The organism is Cupriavidus sp. HY129 (assembly GCF_059492215.1).
Genome location: NZ_CP083255.1, coordinates 2,722,798 through 2,739,854, shown reverse-complemented (window position 1 = coordinate 2,739,854; position 17,057 = coordinate 2,722,798). Strand labels below are relative to the sequence as shown.

Sequence of the window (17,057 nt, the reverse complement as noted above, 5' to 3'; positions counted from 1 at the left end):
TCAGGCAGGCGATTTCAGGCTGGCGGATTCAGGCTTCGAGTCCGACCGGGCTTTTCACAATCGGGACGAAGCCCGGCAGCGCTTCCACGCGTGCCAGCCATTGGCGCACGTTGCCGTAGTCCCGCAGATCGACAAAGCCCTCCGGCGCCCGCGCGGTATAGCTGTAGAGCGCCACGTCTGCAATTGTTGGCTGATCGGCGGCGATCCATGGGCGGTCGGCCAGCGTATCGTCCATGCGCTTGAGCACGACGTGGGCCCGCGCGACCGCATCATCCAGATCGTACGGGGCGTTGAACAGTGTGGCGATGCGCGCGCGGGCCGGTCCGAAGGCGATGTCGCCAGCGGCGACCGACAGCCAGCGTTGCACAGCCGCTGCCGTCGCCGGTGCTTCGGGCAGCCAGTCGGTGCGGCCGAGCTTCTTGCTCAGGTAGACCAGGATCGCGTTCGAATCGGGCACGACCGTCTCGCCATCGACCAGCACCGGGATCTGGCCGAACGGATTCAGCTTCAGGAACTCGGGCGATTTGTGCGCGCCGGTCATCAGGTCCACTTCGATCAGTTCTGCCGGCTGGCCGAGCAGGGACAGGAACAGCTGTGCGCGGTGGGCGTGGCCGGAAAGCGGGTGCACATAGAGTTTCATGGTCGGGACGTCCTTGGATGCGATAGTTCGGCGCTACGGCAAATGCCGGGCTCGCATCAAATATAGGGGCGTCCCGTGCCACGAAAAATGGCCGGGGGAAGAAGTGACTCTTGCGGATTCGAGAAGAATCCGCGGAGAACCTGACGATGGGGGCGTCTTACGGATTCAGCGACGCCGTGGCGCGCAGCGTATCGACAGCCAGATCGATGAAGGCGCGCACCTTGTGCATGGCGTGGCGGCCTTCGCGATGGATCACATGGATCGGCAGCGGCGGTTGCTCGAATGTATCGAGCACGATGCGCAGCTTGCCGTCGCGGACTTCGTCGGCGATCTGGTAAGAGAGCACCGCCGCCAGCCCGAAGCCCGCAACCGCCGCACCAATGGCCGAGTCGTTGGTCGAGGTGGCCAGGCGCGGCGTCAGGCGTGTCGGCGCGCTCTCCCCATCGCGCATGAAGCGCCATTCGGGCAGGGTGGAGATACCCGTGGTCTGGATGACGGTGTGGCGGGCCAGATCGTCGGGCGTGGCTGGCGTGCCGACGCGGGCCAGATAGTCAGGCGCGGCGCAGACCACGCGGCGTACCCGACCGACAGGGATGGCCTGCAACGACGAACTGGGCAGTGGGCCGATGCGGACCCCGACGTCGATGCCTTCCTCGACGAAATTGACGTTGCGGTCGATCAGCAGGCATTCGGCATCGACTTCCGGATAGCGTCGCAGATACTCGACCACGATCGGCGTGACGAACCGACGGCCGAACAGGACCGAAGCCGTGATCGACAGCTTGCCGCGCGGCGCGGCATGGGCGCCCGTGGTGGCAAGCTCGGCTTCCTCGATCTCGGCCAGGATGCGGCGGCAGTTTTCGTAGTAGGTGGCGCCGGTTGCCGTCGGGCGCACCAGCCGCGTGGTGCGCGTGAGCAGGCGCACGCCCAGGTGTGTCTCCAGTTCGGTGATGACGCGGCTGACCACCGAGAGCGACACGTCGAGCTTCCGGGCGGCGGGCGTGAAGCCGCCCGCATCCACCACGGTCACGAACGTCTTCATGGCCTGCAGGCGATCCACCGTCGTTCTCCGTCAGGCGGTGGGGCCGTTGCTGCCGATATCGCCGTTCTCGTCGATACCGTGCGCGTGCAGGTCCCAGCAGGCGATAAACAGCGCGGCGATCAGCGGCCCGATGACGAAGCCGTTGAGCCCGAACAGCGCCATGCCGCCGAGCGTGGAGATCAGCACCACGTAGTCCGGCATCTGGGTGTCCTTGCCGACCAGGATTGGGCGCAGCACGTTGTCGACCATGCCGATCACCAGCACGCCGAACCCAATCAGCACCAGGCCCGTGACCGTCGAGCCGGTCAGCAGGAAGTAGACCGCGACGGGCGCCCAGATCAGGCCTGCGCCCACGGCGGGCAGCAGCGAAAGGAATGCCATGATCACGCCCCAGAGCAGCGCGCCCTGGATACCAAGGACCGCGAAGATGCCGCCGCCGAGTGTCCCCTGCACGAGTGCCACAGCCACGTTGCCCTTCACGGTGGCGCGTACCACGGTGGTGAACTTCTGGATCAGGTGCTGCTTGTACAAATCGCTGAGCGGCACGGCCGTGCGGATTTTGCGGGACAGCCGCGGGCCGTCGCGAAGCAGGAAGAACAGCAGGTACAGCATGATGCCGAAGCTGATCACGAACTGGGCCGTATTCTGGCCGATGCTCAGTGCCCGCGTGGCCACGAACTGGCTGGCCTGCAACGCGCTGGCGCTCAGCTTTTCCTGCAAGTCCGCGATGCTGGTCAGATCCACCTTCGCCAGCAGTGTGCGCACGTAGGGCGGCAGGGCGTCTACGGCGCGCTGAAAGTACACGCCGAAATTCAGTTGGCCCGAGCGGATGCTGTCGTAGAGGCTGGCGCCCTGGTTGATCAGCGAGGCGGTGATGATCGTCAGCGGCAGGATAACCAGCACCAGCACCAGCAGCAGTGTGAGCAGCGCTGCCACGTTGTTGCGCCCACGCAGCCCGGCCGTCAGGCGCCGTTGCAGCGGGGCGAAGATGATGGCGAGGACGGCGCCCCAGAAAACAGCGCCATAGAAGGGCAGCAGAATCCAGAAGAACGCGATGGAGACCGCCGCGAGCAACAACAGGAACGTCTTGTGATACAGACCGGGTGAATCGGCCATGGTGGAATCCTTAAGCGCAAGCCAGCAGCCATTCTACGATGCCGTGAGATCGCCACCCGTGACATGTGCCCAGGTGTGGCCGCACGGCCGTGAATGGCCCTATTTGCGCTGTCCGGGCTCCGCTACCGACCGGGCGGCCGCCAGATTGGCGGCGATCCGGCCGGCGGTCTGCGAATCCGGGGGCAGCAGCCGGTACAGGTGCTCCCAGTAGGCGATCGCGCCAGCCTTGTCGCCGCGTTCGGCGGCGGCGCTGGCGGCCAGCGCCAGCCCCTTCGGGTCGTCGGGGTCGAGCCGCAGCGCGGCGTCGATCTGTGCCATCGCCGGGCCTTCGAGCGATCCGCCGTTGACGCTGGCCAGCACGTCCGCGTAGTCGGAACGCAGCGACGCCACCTCTGGCTCCAGCGCCACCGCGCGGGCGAATGCCTCCGCCGCGTCGTCGTTGCGTTCGAGCACGATGTACGAACGCCCCAGCATGACCCAGCCCTCGGCGTCGTTCGGATTCTTGCGCAGGCGTGCGGCGAGCTGGTCGACCATGTCCTCGACGCGGGCGGCCGTCAGGGTGACCTCGCCATCGGGGCCGTGAGGTCCATCGTGCGCCACTGCCGATCCGAGCAGCGATACTGGCGAGCCCAGGTGCAGATACAGCGCGACGGCCACCGGTGGCAGCACGGTAAACAGCATCGCATTGGTCAGCGGCGACTGGCGGCGCGCGGGCGATTGCATGTCCCGTTCCGTCTCCTCCACGGCATCGCCCGCGGCCATCTGGCGGCGCCTGCCGCGCCAGAGCCAGGCCAGCACCGCCACGAGCAGGAGGAAGGGGCCGAGCCACAGCAGCCACGTCTGCGGCTTGAACGGCGGCTTGTAGAGCACGAAGTCGCCGTAGCGCTGCACCAGATAGGTCTTGATCGCGTCGTCACTGGCCCCTTGCGCCATCTGGGCCCGGATCTGGCGGCGCAGGTCGACGGCCAGATCGGCGTTTGAGTCGGCCAGTGTCTGGTTCTGGCAGACCAGGCACCGAAGCTGCGAGGAGAGCGCCAGCACGCGCGCGTCGAGTTCCGCATCCGTCAGCGCGAATGCCGCGCCGGCATGGAGCGCAATCAGCAGCGTCAGCGTGGAGAGCCAGGTTCTAGGCACGGCCGCCCCCGTTTTCGAGCGATTTCAGGAGTGGCAGCAGCTTCTGTTCGAGGACCTGCTGTGTGACCGGGCCGACCTGGCGATAGCGCACCACACCCGCTGCGTCGATGATGAAGGTCTCCGGCACGCCATACACGCCAAGGTCGATGCCGACGCGGCCATCCGCATCGACGGCCGAGGCCTTGTACGGGTCGCCCATCCGTTGCAGCCACTCCAGCGCCGCACCGCGCGTGTCCTTGTAGTTCAGGCCATAGAGCGGCACCTGCGTCTGCCCGGCCATGCCGAGCAGGACCGGATGCTCGGCGCGGCACGCGGTGCACCAGGACGCCCAGACATTCAACACCCAGACCTTGCCGCGCAGGCTGGCCGGGTCGAATTTTTGCACGTTGGCGTTTGCAGAGGTTTCAAGTACCGGCAGTACGAATGCGGGCGCAGGCTTGCCCACCAGCGACGAAGGCAGCTCGCGTGGATCGTGGCGCAGCCCCGCCGCCAGGGCGATCACGATCGCCAGGAATACGCCCAATGGAAGCAGGAAGCGCATCATGCTTCGGACTCCTTGCTGGCCGGCAGCGTCAGCGGGGGCGTGGCGGGGCGAGCCCCCGCATCGTCATTGGTCGTGACCGCAGACGTGACCGCCATCGCCGGATGGCGCGCGCGATATCGGCGGTCGCTGGCGGCAAGGAGTCCGCCCAGCGCCATCAACGCGCAGCCGCCCCAGACCCACGAGACGAAGGGCTTGACGTAGACCCGCAGCGCCCAGCGGGCATCGGCGGACGTGGCATCCGACGAATCGCCGAGCGCGACATAGAGATCGCGTGCGAGCCCGGTGTCGATGGCGGCCTCGGTGGTCGGCATGTCCTGGCTGCGATAGACGCGCCGCTCGGTGGCTAGCGTGGTGACCGGGCGGCCCTGCCGCGTCACCGTAACCGTGCCCCGCAGCGCGTCGTAGTTCGGTCCCCTGACCGGCGCCACACCGTCGAAGCGGAAATCGTAGCCGCCCACCGCGACCGAATCGCCCACGCGCATCGACAACTCGCGCACGCTCTCCTGGCTCTTGACCAGCGTGACGCCGGTGATGAACACGCCCACGCCGATGTGGGCCAGCAACATGCCGTAGTAGCCGGCCGGCAACTGGCGCAGGCCGGAGCGCCAGTCGCGCGCGTGCCGCATCTGCGTGGCCAGGCTGGCCAGCCCGCTCATTGCGCACCACGCGGCCAGCGTGAGGCCGAGCCCGGTCATGGCGGAGCTGTTGCGCAGCACGGCCAGCAGCCCGAGCGCGATGACCGCACTTGCCACGGCCGCCCAGCGCAGGCGCCTGGCCATGTCGGGCAGGTCGCTGCGTCCCCAGCGTGCCAGTGGGGCGGCGCCCATCAGCAGCACGGCGGGGGCCATCAGCGGTACGAACACCTCTTCGAAGTACTCGGGGCCGACCGATACCTTGCCGAGGTCCAGCACGTCGAGCAGCAACGGATACAGCGTGCCGAGCAGCACCGCCGAGGCGGCCACGGCCAGCAGCACGTTATTGGCCAGCAGGAAAGACTCGCGCGAGGTCAGGTTGAAATCGGTGCGCTGGGTCAGGCGGGGCGCGCGCCACGCGAATAGCGCGAGCGCCAGCCCCGTGACCAGTCCCAGCAAGGTCAGGATGAAGATGCCGCGCCGGGGATCCACCGCGAACGCGTGGACCGAAGTGAGCACGCCAGAGCGGACCAGGAACGTGCCGAGCAGGCTCAGCGAGAACGTGAAGATCGCCAGCAGAGCGGTCCAGGCACGGAACGCGCCGCGCTTTTCGGTGACCGCCAGCGAGTGGATCAGCGCGGTGCCGGCCAGCCAGGGCATGAACGACGCATTCTCCACCGGATCCCAGAACCACCATCCGCCCCAACCCAGTTCGTAGTAGGCCCACATGCTGCCCATCGCGATGCCGATGGTCAGGAACATCCACGCCAGGATCGTCCACGGGCGCGACCAGCGCGCCCACGCCGCATCGAGCCGGCCTTCGAGCAAGGCCGCCACCGCAAATGAGAACGCCACCGCGAAGCCGACGTAGCCCATGTACAGGAATGGCGGATGGAACACCATGCCGGGGTCCTGCAGCAGCGGATTGAGGTCGCGCCCCTCCATCGCGCGGGGCAACAGACGCAGGAACGGATTCGAGGCGAACAGCACGAACAGCAGCAGTCCGGTGCTGATGGCCCCCATCACGCCGAGCACGCGCGCGACGAACGCCAGTGGCAGGCGGCGGCTGAAGCCCGCCACGGCCATCGCCCACAGCGCCAGCATCAGCGACCACAGCAGCATCGATCCCTCATGGCCGCCCCATACCGCCGCCATGCGGTAGATCAGCGGCAGCGCGCTGTTGGAGTTTGCCGCCACGTAAAGCACGCTGAAGTCGTTGTCGACAAAGGCGTATGTCAGCGAGAGGTAGGCCGCGATCAGCAGCATGCCATGCAGGAAAGCGGCGGGCCGTGCAAGGCACATCCAGGCAACATTGCCGCGTGCCGCGCCCACCATCGGCAGCGTTGCCAGCACCAGCGCCACGAGCATGGCCAGGATCAGTGCGAAGTGGCCCAGTTCCGGATTCATCGCGTTTTTTCCGTGGGGTTGTCCGATGCGGCGCGTTTGAGCGCATCTGCGGCTTCGGGCGGCATGTAGTTCTCGTCATGCTTGGCCAGGATTTCGCTGGCGACGAACGTGCCATCGCGATCGAGCGCCCCGCGTGCCACCACGCCCTTGCCCTCGCGGAACAGGTCCGGCAGCAGGCCACGGTAGACCACGGGTATGTCGTGCCGTGTATCGGTCACGACGAAGCGGATCGTCAGGTTTTCTGGATCGCGCTTCAGCGAGCCGGGGGCGACCAGGCCGCCGAGACGAAAATTGCGTGATGCCGGCGCTTCGTGCGCGGCCACCTGGGTCGGGCTGAAGAAGAAGACGAGATTGGAGCGAAACGCATTCAGCACGAATGCCAGTGCCGTGCCGCCGCACAGCAGCGCGGCCAGCAGCAGACCGAGGCGACGTTGCCTGCGCGTCATCGGCGCGACCTTGCCCGCAGGCTGTTGCGGCGCCGCGCGCGGAGCAGGATCAGTTCCGCGGCGATTAGCAGAAAGGTCATGCCGAAGGCGCTTGCGATATAGCCGCCGTGTCCGGCCAGCATGTCGAGATTCAGCGTGCTCATGGCATGGTCTCCAGGGTGCCGGCGTCGATCTCGCCGCGCTCGCGCAGGATGCAGCGCAGGCGCACCAGCGCCACGCCGATCGCGTATAGCCAGCACGCCACCGTCATCGTCAACATGCCGGCCAGCATCGTGGCCGCCATGGTTGGCGCAGCAGTCAGGCTGACCGATGCGCCCTGGTGCAGCGTGTTCCACCACTGCACGGAAAAGTAGATCACTGGCACATTCGCCACGCCGACCAGCGCCAGCACGGCGCAGGCACGTTCGGCGCGGCGCGGCTCGTCGATGGCTGCCTCCAGCGCCATGTAGCCGAGGTAGAGGAACAGCAGGATCAGCTCCGACGTCAGCCGTGCGTCCCAGACCCAGTACGTGCCCCACGTGGGTTTGCCCCAGAGTGCCCCGGTCCACAACGCGATAACCGTGAACATCGCGCCTGTGGGCGCCAGCGCCGACGCCATCATCGAGGACAGCCGCGTGCGCAGCACCAGCGCCAGCGCGCACCAGCCCGCCATGACCACGTAGATGAACATCGACATCCACGCTGCCGGCACGTGGATGAAGATGATCCGGTAGACCTCGCCCTGCTGGGCATCGGTGGGCGCCACCACGAATCCGAGGTACAGGCCGAGGGCCAGGAACAGCGCCGCAACGGCGAAGCACCAGGGCGCAAGGCGCCCGGCAAGCGGGTAGAAGCGCACTGGCGCGGCGAACGCCAGCCAGCGCGCCCGCGCGGTGCGTGGGGAACGGGCGTTGGCGTCGAGGGGAAAGTCGCGCTGCATCGTGTCACTCCATGGCGATGCGCAAGCCTGCCGCCGTGGCCAGCGGACACAGGAACAGCGATAGCGCCAGGCAGGCGCCGAGTAGCGAAAACTGCGGGATCACGTCGAGCCCGGCATCGGCCGCCGCGCCCGCGCTGGCGCCGAACACCAGCACAGGAATTGACAGCGGCAGCACCAGGATGCACAACAGCACCGCGCCACCGCGCACGCCCAGCGTCAATGCTGCGCCAACGGCCCCGATCAGGCTAAGTGCAGGGGTTCCCACCAGCAGCGAGGCCGACAGCAGCAGCGCGGAGCCGGCCGGCAGGCTGTATTGCTGGGCCAGCAGCGGCGTCAGCACGAGCAGCGGCAGGCCGCTGGTCAGCCAGTGCGCACCGATCTTGGCCAGCACGAGCAAGGCCAGCGGGTGGGGCGACAGCAGGAGCTGGTCGAGACTGCCATCCTCGTGTTCCTGTGTGAATAGCCGCGACAGCGACAGCATCGACGCGAGCAGCGCCGATACCCACAGGATGCCCGGCGCCAGCGCGCGCAACTGCTGCGGGTCCGGGCCGATGGCGAGCGGAAAGAGACTCGTGGCGATGACAAAGAAGACCAGGCTGGCAAGCAGCCCGGTGCGCCGCCGCCATGCGATCGACAGGTCGTGCGCGATGATCGTGCCGATGGCCTGAATCATGGCGAACCCGCGTCTCTGGCGAGATCGAGCACGGCACCCTCGGCGGGCAGCCGCTGATGCGTGGCGATCACGGCAATGCCGCCCCGATGCAGGTGTTCGGCGAGCAGCGTGTGGAAGCGCTCGGTCGATGCATCGTCGAGCGAAGTCAGCGGTTCATCGAGCAGCCATAGCGCGCGCGGCGCCAGTGCCAGCCGGGCCAGCGCCACGCGGCGGCGCTGTCCTTGCGAGAGCGTGCGCGCTGGTGCATCGGCGACGCGATCGAGGCCGAACCTGGCCAGTGCATGGTGCATGGCTTCCGCATCGGGATGTTGGCCAGCCATGCGCGCGGCGAACTGAAGATTTTCGAAAGCGGACAGATCGGGGTAGATGCCGTTGACGTGGCCGAGGTAGGCAACCTGCGCGAGATAGTCGGGGTCTCCGGCCCGCACCGGGCGGCCTCGCCAGTACAGGTCGCCCTCGGCGGGCGGCATCAGGCTGGACAACACGCGTAGCAGGCTGGTCTTGCCAGCGCCGTTTGGGCCCATCACCTGCAACAGGTCGCCGGGTGCCAGGGAAATACCGAGGCCGCGGAAGATAGCGCAATGGCCGCGCCGGACGCCAAGCTCGCGGGCCTCCAGTACCGCGTCGGCCATAGGCTATTGCTCCTCGGCCTTGGAGATGTCAGGCACGTGGTGGGCGATCCCCTTGTGGCAATCGATGCAGGTCTTTTCCTTGTTGGCCAGATAGGTCGAGTGCATGGCCTGCGCGCGCGGGCTCTGGCGCGTGAAGTCCATCGACTGGTAGTCGTGGCAATTGCGGCATTCGAGCGAATCGTTGGCCTTGAAGCGGGCCCATTCGTGCTGCGCCAGCTCCAGCCGGTGTGCCTGGAATTTCTCGCGCGTGTCCACGGTGCCGAAGATCTTGGCCCAGACCTCCTTCGACGCCTGCATCTTGCGCGCCATCTTGTCGGTCCAGTTGTGCGGCACGTGGCAGTCCGAGCATTTGGCGCGCACGCCGCTGCGGTTGGTGAAGTGGATCGTGCCCTGCAGTTCCTGGTAGACGTTGTCGCGCATCTCGTGGCAGCCGGTGCAGAATTGCTCGGTGTTGGTGAGTTCCAGCGCCGTGTTGAACGCGCCCCAGAACACCACGCCGGCGATGAAGCCGCCCAGGGTCAGGAATCCCAGGCTGAAGTAGGCACTGGGGCGGTTGATGGTATGCCAGTAGCGCTTGATCAGGTCCCACATGATCGGTCACCGTCGCCTGGTTATTTGGCACCCTTGGTGCCGCCACTGCGTTTGAGGATCGCGTCCACATCGACGAACGTGTTGTTCACCAGCGGCTTGGTATCGGCCTGCGGCACGTGACATTGCGTGCAGAAGTAGCGCCGTGGCGAGATCTCGGCCAGCACGTTGTTGTCACGATCCATGTAGTGCGTGATGCTGACCGGAATGGCCTGTGTTTCCTCCGTGCGCGTGCGCGCGTGGCAGAACATGCAACGGTTGAAGTCCTTGTCGAGCTGGTAGCTGTCGATCTTGTGGGGGATCGTCGGCGGTTGCATCGTGTAGTTGCGGGTACGGCGGATGTCCTTGTTCTCGGTCGGGAACAGTATTGGCGGCGAGGTCTCGTTGGCCACCGGCGTGGGGCCACGCATCGAGTCCACCAGGCCCTGCGCGCGCGCCAGCGGCACGCCGAGCAGCATGACCACCAGCATGAGGACCAGCAGGGGCAGGGGGACCCAGGATCGGCTTGGCAACATGGCGTGTCCTCCTGTACTCATACCTTGACGATCTTGACCGCGCACTTCTTGAAGTCGGTCTGCAGCGAGATCGGGCAGGTTGCATCGAGTGTGACCTTGTTGATCAGCTGGCTGGCATCGAACCAGGGCACGAATACCAGACCGCGCGGCGGCGCGTCGCGTCCGCGGGTTTCGATGCGCGTGCGCATGCGGCCGCGCCGAGAGACCACTTCCACTTCCACCCCGCGCCGCAGCCCCAGCGCCTTGGCGTCCTCCGGATGCATGAAGCACACCGCATTCGGGAAGGCGCGGTACAACTCCGGCACGCGCCGCGTCATCGAGCCGGAGTGCCAGTGTTCGAGCACGCGGCCCGTGGCCAGCCAGAACGGGTATTCCTTGTCCGGGGACTCGGCCGGCGGCTCGTAGGGCAGGGCGTAGATCACGGCCTTGCCGTCAGGGTTGCCGTAGAACTGGAAGCCGGTACCCGCCTTCACGTACGGGTCCGAGCCTTCGCGATAGCGCCAGCGCGTCTCCTTGCCGTTGACCACCGGCCAGCGCAGGCCGCGTGCCTCGTGGTACATGTCGAACGGCGCCAGGTCGTGGCCGTGGCCACGGCCGAACGTCGCGTATTCCTCGAACAGGCCCTTCTGGACGTAGAAGCCGAACGTCTTGGACTCGTAGTTGTTGTAGTCGGACGCGGTCTCCTTGAGCGGGAATTTGTCGACCTGGCCGTTGCGATACAGCACGTCGAAGAGCGTCTTGCCCTTGTACTCGGGTTTCTTCGCGATCAGGTCCGCCGGCCAGACGTCCTCGACCTTGAAGCGCTTCGAGAATTCCATCAACTGCCAGAGATCGGAGCGCGCCTCGCCCGGGGCGTCCACGAGCTGATGCCAGAACTGCGTGCGGCGTTCCGCGTTACCGTACGCGCCTTCCTTTTCCACCCACATCGCGGTGGGCAGGATCAGGTCGGCGGAGAGCGCGGTGACCGTCGGGTAGGCGTCGGAGACGACGATGAAATTCTTCGGATTGCGGTAGCCGGGCAGGGTCTCCTCCATCATGTTGGCCGCAGCCTGCATGTTGTTGTTAACCTGCACCCAGTATGCGTTGAGCTTGCCGTCCCTGAGCATCCGGTTTTGCAGGACGGCATGGTAGCCGGGCTTGTCGGGGATGGTCCCCGGCGGCAGCTTCCAGATGCGTTCGGCTTCCTCGCGGTGCTTGGGATTGGTGACGACCATGTCGGCCGGCAGCCGGTGCGAGAACGTGCCTACCTCCCGCGCCGTGCCGCAGGCGGATGGCTGCCCTGTCAGCGAGAACGGGCTGTTGCCCGGCGTGGCGATCTTGCCCGTCAGCAGGTGAACGTTGTAGGCCATGTTATTGACCCACGTGCCGCGCGTGTGCTGGTTGAAGCCCATGGTCCACAGCGACATGACCTTGAGATTCGGATCGGCATAAAGCTCGGCCAGTTGCTCGAGCTGCTTCTTGGGCACGCCTGAGAGCTTGCTGACGTAGTCAGCATCGTATTTCGAGACGAACTTCGCGAAATCGTCGAACGTAATCGGCTTGGAGTCGTTCGGGTTGCCGGCGTTCTTGGCCGCCTTCTGGAGCGGATTGTCCGGGCGCAGGCCATAGCCGATATCGGTCACGCCTTCCTTGAACACCGTGTACTTGTTGACGAAGTCTTTGTTGACCTTGTTATTGCGGATGATGTAATTGGCGATGAAGTTCAGCATCGCCAGGTCGGTCTGGGGCTTGAAGATGACCGGGATATCGGCCAGGTCGAACGAGCGGTGCGTGAACGTGGACAGCACGGCCACGCGGGTCTTGGGGTGGCTCAGGCGGCGGTCCGTGATGCGTGTCCACAGGATCGGGTGCATCTCCGCCATATTGGAGCCCCACAGCACGAAGACGTCGGCGGCCTCGATGTCGTCGTAGCAGCCCATCGGCTCGTCCATGCCGAAGGTGCGCATGAAGCCGGTCACGGCCGATGCCATGCAATGGCGCGCGTTCGGGTCGATGTTGTTGGAGCGGAACCCCGCCTTGTACAGCTTGGAAGCGGCGTAGCCTTCCCATACGGTCCACTGGCCGGAGCCGAACATGCCCACGGCGGTCGGGCCTTTCTCCTTGAGCACGCGCTTGAACTGGGTCTCCATCTCGTCGAAGGCGCGATCCCAGCTGACTGGCGCGAATTCGCCGTTCTTGTCGTACTTGCCGTTCTTCATCCGCAGCAGCGGCTTGGTCAGGCGGTCCTGCCCATACATGATCTTCGACAGGAAGTAGCCCTTCACGCAGTTCAGGCCCTTGTTGACCTCGCAAAGCGGGTCGCCCTGGGTGGCCACCACCCTGTTGTCCTTGACCGCGACTGTCACACCGCACCCCGTGCCGCAGAAGCGGCAGGGCGCCTTCGACCATTTCAGTTTCGTGACTTCGCTGTCCGTCACGAAATTGGCCGCATCCGTCGGCAGCGAGACGCCCGCCACCGAGGCCGTGGCGGCGATGGCTGTCTGCTTGATGAAATCACGGCGCGTGAGTGGCATCGGAGATCTCCTCGTTCATGGCGGCGGCATCTTCGTTGTGCTGGTAGACCAGCGTGGCGGAAAAGACGCCTTCGAGTTGATGCAGACAGGTGAGTTGCGCGGCGATGGCGCGCGAGCTGGGCGCTTCCGCGGTGACGACGATCTTGCCGGCGTCACTGATTGCATGGATCTCCAGGCCAGTCATGGCCTCGATGGCCGTGCAGACGGCATCGAGCTTTTCTGGGTTCGCGTACACCATGATGCCGGCGATATGCCACTCTTCGCCGGCCGGCACGGGCACGATGGGAATCGACACTCCTGATGCTGGCATGGCGGGGGACTCCAGCTTTTCGGCTGCTCAGCCTAGCGTCGCAGCCTTGTTATGGCCCGGGCATTGGACCAAAGGCCAATCCTGAATGGCAATATTCAATGGGTTGGCGGTCCGCTGATCAACTGGCTCATCCAGACGATGAAGCCATAGCCGGCCACGACGATGATCGAGAGCACGGGCACCATCACGGCGGTCAGAAACAGGAAGCTGCGCAGCTCTTCCGTTTTGCGTTGGGGATCTTCGACGCTGCCTGATTGCATAGCGGCCTCTGGTTATGTACAGGCTTGCCGGACTTTGCGCCGGTTATGCGTACTTATTAAAGAAACCATTAAGCGAAGTGTCAAGGCGGCCACACGCGGTGGTCACGCCGCTCCGACGGCGGTGGAATATATCAAGACGTGATCTGATGCGTGACCGTGACCGTGGCCTGCGCGAAGGCGCTGAAGATGGAAAAGCGTGGTTCTGGTACCTTCGACGGAGATCGCCGTGCCCGCCGCCGGCCCTACCATGCCTATCGCCCGTAAAGCCATGCAAAGCAAAGATCACTGGGAGACTGTCTACGCGACGAAGCCGCCAACAGAGGTCAGTTGGTATCAATCTGCGCCGACGTTGTCACTCGACCTGATCCGCAAGCTCGATCTGCCAGCGGACGCCACCATCGCCGACATTGGCGGAGGTGCCGCGACGCTGGTCGATCATCTTTTGTCACAGGGATTTCATCGCCTGGTGGTTGTCGATCTCGCCGGCCATGCACTGGCCGCCGCGCGGGACCGTCTGGGCGCGCGGGCGGCCGGCGTGCGCTGGATCGTTGGCGATGTCACCACGCCGGTATTGCCGGAAGCGTCCGTCGATCTCTGGCATGACCGTGCCGTATTTCACTTTCTGACTGAGTCAGAGGATCGCGGGGCGTATGTGGCGCAGGCCAGACGCGCGGTCCGGCCCGGCGGTCACCTGATCATCGCCACCTTCGCGCTGGACGGGCCCACGCAGTGCAGCGGCCTGCCGGTGGCGCGATACGACGTCGCAGGGCTGCGGGCCGAATTCGCCCCCGCGTTCGATCTCGTCGCGCACACCACGGAGACCCATACAACCCCGGCGGGGCACACGCAGTCATTCCTGTACTGCCACTTCGTGCCTCATCCTTCGGCCTTGATGCCCGACTGAGCCACGAGCGTCTGCCAGACCTGCTGGTCGCGTCGGAGCAACGCGGCGAACTCCTGCGCCGTCGTGCCTCTGGGCAACATGCCGCTGTCAATCAGCATCTTCGAACCGGCAGGCGTCCTGATAATCGTCGCAAGCTCGTTCGATAGCCGCTGCACCAGTGGCGCCGGCGTCCGGGCCGGCGCCAGCATGCCGATCCAGCCGATGGACTCGAAGCCGCTGAGCCCGGCTTCGGCGAACGTCGGTACATTCGGCATTGATGGCACGCGCGACCGGCCCAGTGTTGCCAGCACCTTGATGCGGCCGGCATCGCCATAGGTCTTGGCCATCACCGTGGAGACGAAGCCCACCGGCAACTGGTTGGCCAGCAGATCGCCAATGGCCGCCGTATCGCCCTTGTAGGCGGCATGGACGATATTGATACCGGCCTTGCGCTTGAGCAGTTCACCGTACAGATGGCCAGTGGAGCCGACCCCCAGGCTGCCATAGGCGGAGCCGGGATGTTTGCGGGCCCATTCGACGTACTCGGGCAGTGTCCGGGCCGGGGTGGCATCGCTGGCCACCAGGACCTGCGCGGCATCCGCCACGAGAGTGAGCGCTTCGAAATCGGTCAGCGGGTTGTACAGCGGCTGGGGCTGAATCAACGGGCTCTGGATCAGGGCGGTGTTCGTGAACAGCAGCGTGCGGCCATCAGGCGCGGCTGTGGCAACAGCGGCGGCGCCGATCATGCCAGCCGCGCCCGGGCGGTTGTCGACGATCACGTTGGTCTTCAGCGCGGTACCGAGCTTGTCCGCGATAAAGCGCGTGATCGCATCGGTGGAGCCGCCGGGCGGATAGGGCAAGACGATGCGGATCGGGCCGGTGACGGCCTGCGCCAACGCGGGGCGGTGCAGCGCGAGGCCGCCGAGCATCGCGGCGGAGAGCTTCAACAAGTGGCGTCGCTGGGTGTTCATCGTTGTCTCCAATGTTCTCTTGGTCGTGTCGGGGCGCGGTGGCAGGCTGTCCGCCCGCCTCTTATTCGTCCTGCTCGAACTGTTTCTGCAGTTCCCCCTTCTTGACCTTGCCCGTTGCCGTCATCGGCAACTCGTCCACCACGCGGATCTCGGGCACCTTGTAGGTCGCCATATGCTCGCGGCACCATGCCGTCAGCGCCTCGGCCGACACATCGTCATGCCCGGGGCGCAGGCGGATGAAGGCCACCGGCACCTGGCCCTTGTCCCGATCGGGACGTGCGACCACGGCGGACCCGAGTACGGCGGCATGACGTCCGAGCAGGACTTCCAGTTCGGACGGGAATACGCTCATGCCGCGCACCTTGATCATCTCCTTGCGCCGTCCCAGGAAGTGCAGGTAGCCCGCATCGTCATAGGCGCCGATATCGCCTGTCCGGAACCAGCCGTCCCGGAACACCTCGGCATTGGCGTCGGGGCGGCCCCAATAGCCTTTGAGCAGCGAGGGCGTGGTGACGACAATCTCGCCTTCCTCGCCAACGGGCAGCGTCACGCCGGTTTCGAAGTCGCAGATCTTGATGCGCGTGCCCGGAACTGGCAGACCGACAAAGACTGGCCGGCCGTGCAGGTCCATATCGTCTGTCTGCATCCCCGTGGTGAAGGTGTCGCTCGTGTGCGTCTCCGTCATGCCCCAGGCGCCTTCGGCCACGACGCTGCCGGTCAGCGCGTGCCACTGGCGGCGCAGGTCCACGGTCAGCTTGCGGATGAACGATGCCACGCGCGTATGTTGCAGCGAGCGCATGTCGTGCCGCGCAAGTTCGGGGTGCTGCAGTAATTCCACAAGGTTGTCGACGACCATGAAGGTGCGATTGACGCGGTAGCGGTCCACGGCGGTCATGACGGCGAGGGGGTCCCAGCGCGCCAGCAGCACCAGCGTGGCGCCGCTGAAGATCGGATAGATCAACCCGAGGTTCTCGCCAGCAATCCAGAACATCGGCAGGAAGTTCAGCATCACGTCCGACGACGGCAGCGTTGCATCCTGGTCTTCGCGCCCGCTGGTGACCGCCAGCGTGGCGGCCGCCGTGTAGATCATGTCGCGCTGGGTATGCATGCAGCCCTTGGGCATACCGGTGGTACCACCCGTGTAGTTCAGCGCGGCCAGTGCGTCGAGATCCACGCTCACGTCGCGCACGTTGCCCGTGCATGTCTGGATGGCCGCCATCAGGTCGATCGTGCCCGCGTGCGCCACGGGCGCGGCATCGAGTCCAGCCGGAACGGGCAGCGTGGGATGCGCGGGCAGGAATTCGCCGGCCGATGTGCTGAACACGGTTTCCACGCTGGTCTGCGGCTTCACCGTCATCAGCATCGGCACAAGCGTGTCGAGCGCGATCACCATGGTCGCACCGGCGTCGTTCAGCTCGTAGGCCAGTTCGTGTTCCTTGAACAGCGGATTCACGGGCACATAGACGGCGCCAAGCTTGAGAATCGCGTAGAACACGATGTGGAACTGCGGACAGTTGCCCAGTAGAACGGCCACGCGATTGCCGGGGCCGATGCCGTGGCCCCGCAGCAGTTCCGCGCAGCGCTCGCTCAGGTCGTCGAGTTCGGCAAAGGTGATCTCGCTGCCGTAGTAGATCAGCGCGGGCCGCTCAGGCTGGATGCGCGCCCATGCGCGCAGGGTCTCGCCAAGGCTGATCTCGCCGTGTGGATACTGCGGTGAGGTGGGCAGGCCGGCGGGCCAGATGCGGCGATGCCGCGCTTCAAGATCTGCGAAGAAAGCTGCGTCTTCCATCGTGTCTCCAGGAGTATTTGCTCCGCGCTCCGGCACGGCGGGA

At 65.7% G+C, this 17,057-nt stretch carries 19 protein-coding genes; 1 reads left to right on the top strand and 18 read right to left on the bottom strand.

Translation table 11 applies throughout. From position 1 onward, the window contains the following. Positions 1 to 28 precede the first annotated feature (28 nt). From K6G35_RS28645 to napE, 16 genes are all read right to left on the bottom strand, one after another. Positions 29 to 640: a glutathione S-transferase family protein gene (locus K6G35_RS28645; protein ID WP_035883195.1), complete on the bottom strand. Its 612-nt coding sequence runs from the start codon at positions 638 to 640 to the stop codon at positions 29 to 31. 157 nt (positions 641 to 797) lie between these two features. Then, positions 798 to 1,700, bottom strand: a complete 903-nt coding sequence (locus K6G35_RS28640) for a LysR family transcriptional regulator (protein WP_035883196.1) — start codon at positions 1,698 to 1,700, stop codon at positions 798 to 800. Between the two features lie 12 nt (positions 1,701 to 1,712). Next, positions 1,713 to 2,798, bottom strand: coding sequence for an AI-2E family transporter (locus K6G35_RS28635; RefSeq protein WP_008644586.1), 1,086 nt, complete (start codon positions 2,796 to 2,798; stop codon positions 1,713 to 1,715). Positions 2,799 to 2,897: 99 nt separating this feature from the next. Continuing rightward, positions 2,898 to 3,932 carry a cytochrome c-type biogenesis protein CcmH gene (locus tag K6G35_RS28630; RefSeq protein WP_286882578.1) on the bottom strand — a complete coding sequence of 345 codons (1,035 nt, stop codon included), beginning with the start codon at positions 3,930 to 3,932 and terminating at the stop codon, positions 2,898 to 2,900. Then, complete coding sequence (locus K6G35_RS28625; RefSeq protein ID WP_008651322.1) at positions 3,925 to 4,476, bottom strand: DsbE family thiol:disulfide interchange protein; 552 nt, start codon at positions 4,474 to 4,476, stop codon at positions 3,925 to 3,927. The genes K6G35_RS28630 and K6G35_RS28625 overlap by 8 nt, the downstream gene beginning before the upstream one ends. After that, the gene (locus K6G35_RS28620; protein WP_286882577.1) at positions 4,473 to 6,515 is read right to left on the bottom strand and encodes a heme lyase CcmF/NrfE family subunit; all 2,043 of its coding nucleotides are present in this window, start codon (positions 6,513 to 6,515) and stop codon (positions 4,473 to 4,475) included. Before K6G35_RS28620 ends, K6G35_RS28625 begins: the two co-directional genes overlap by 4 nt. Next, on the bottom strand, positions 6,512 to 6,961 hold the full coding sequence (gene ccmE / locus K6G35_RS28615; protein ID WP_011518552.1) for a cytochrome c maturation protein CcmE: 450 nt from the start codon (positions 6,959 to 6,961) through the stop codon (positions 6,512 to 6,514). Before ccmE ends, K6G35_RS28620 begins: the two co-directional genes overlap by 4 nt. After that, entirely contained in the window at positions 6,958 to 7,104 is a 147-nt protein-coding gene (ccmD, locus tag K6G35_RS28610) for a heme exporter protein CcmD (RefSeq protein ID WP_186425699.1), read from the bottom strand. Before ccmD ends, ccmE begins: the two co-directional genes overlap by 4 nt. Continuing rightward, positions 7,101 to 7,880, bottom strand: coding sequence for a heme ABC transporter permease CcmC (gene ccmC, locus K6G35_RS28605; protein ID WP_008644367.1), 780 nt, complete (start codon positions 7,878 to 7,880; stop codon positions 7,101 to 7,103). The genes ccmD and ccmC overlap by 4 nt, the downstream gene beginning before the upstream one ends. Positions 7,881 to 7,884: 4 nt before the next feature. Further along, a complete protein-coding gene (gene ccmB, locus K6G35_RS28600) occupies positions 7,885 to 8,553 on the bottom strand; it encodes a heme exporter protein CcmB (protein WP_008644365.1) in 669 nt (222 codons plus the stop codon). Beyond that, on the bottom strand, positions 8,550 to 9,185 hold the full coding sequence (ccmA, locus tag K6G35_RS28595) for a cytochrome c biogenesis heme-transporting ATPase CcmA (protein WP_035883200.1): 636 nt from the start codon (positions 9,183 to 9,185) through the stop codon (positions 8,550 to 8,552). Before ccmA ends, ccmB begins: the two co-directional genes overlap by 4 nt. A gap of 3 nt (positions 9,186 to 9,188) precedes the next feature. Continuing rightward, on the bottom strand, positions 9,189 to 9,776 hold the full coding sequence (locus K6G35_RS28590) for a NapC/NirT family cytochrome c (protein WP_035883201.1): 588 nt from the start codon (positions 9,774 to 9,776) through the stop codon (positions 9,189 to 9,191). 20 nt (positions 9,777 to 9,796) lie between these two features. Further along, on the bottom strand, positions 9,797 to 10,288 hold the full coding sequence (locus K6G35_RS28585) for a nitrate reductase cytochrome c-type subunit (RefSeq protein WP_008644357.1): 492 nt from the start codon (positions 10,286 to 10,288) through the stop codon (positions 9,797 to 9,799). Between the two features lie 17 nt (positions 10,289 to 10,305). After that, positions 10,306 to 12,801, bottom strand: a complete 2,496-nt coding sequence (gene napA, locus K6G35_RS28580; protein WP_008644355.1) for a periplasmic nitrate reductase subunit alpha — start codon at positions 12,799 to 12,801, stop codon at positions 10,306 to 10,308. Next, the gene (locus K6G35_RS28575; protein WP_035883202.1) at positions 12,782 to 13,111 is read right to left on the bottom strand and encodes a chaperone NapD; all 330 of its coding nucleotides are present in this window, start codon (positions 13,109 to 13,111) and stop codon (positions 12,782 to 12,784) included. Before K6G35_RS28575 ends, napA begins: the two co-directional genes overlap by 20 nt. 95 nt (positions 13,112 to 13,206) lie before the next feature. Further along, positions 13,207 to 13,371 (bottom strand): periplasmic nitrate reductase, NapE protein, encoded by a 165-nt coding sequence (gene napE / locus K6G35_RS28570; RefSeq protein ID WP_008644352.1) that lies wholly within the window; start codon positions 13,369 to 13,371, stop codon positions 13,207 to 13,209. Positions 13,372 to 13,639: 268 nt separating this feature from the next. Between napE and K6G35_RS28565 the strand changes: the two genes are divergently transcribed. Next, the gene (locus K6G35_RS28565; RefSeq protein ID WP_035883352.1) at positions 13,640 to 14,275 is read left to right on the top strand and encodes a class I SAM-dependent methyltransferase; all 636 of its coding nucleotides are present in this window, start codon (positions 13,640 to 13,642) and stop codon (positions 14,273 to 14,275) included. Here K6G35_RS28565 and K6G35_RS28560 read toward each other — a convergent pair. Continuing rightward, positions 14,248 to 15,225 carry a Bug family tripartite tricarboxylate transporter substrate binding protein gene (locus K6G35_RS28560; protein WP_008644349.1) on the bottom strand — a complete coding sequence of 326 codons (978 nt, stop codon included), beginning with the start codon at positions 15,223 to 15,225 and terminating at the stop codon, positions 14,248 to 14,250. The two genes, K6G35_RS28565 and K6G35_RS28560, sit on opposite strands and share 28 nt — an antisense overlap. Positions 15,226 to 15,286: 61 nt before the next feature. Then, positions 15,287 to 17,014, bottom strand: coding sequence for an AMP-binding protein (locus tag K6G35_RS28555; RefSeq protein WP_495676745.1), 1,728 nt, complete (start codon positions 17,012 to 17,014; stop codon positions 15,287 to 15,289). Positions 17,015 to 17,057: the final 43 nt, after the last annotated feature.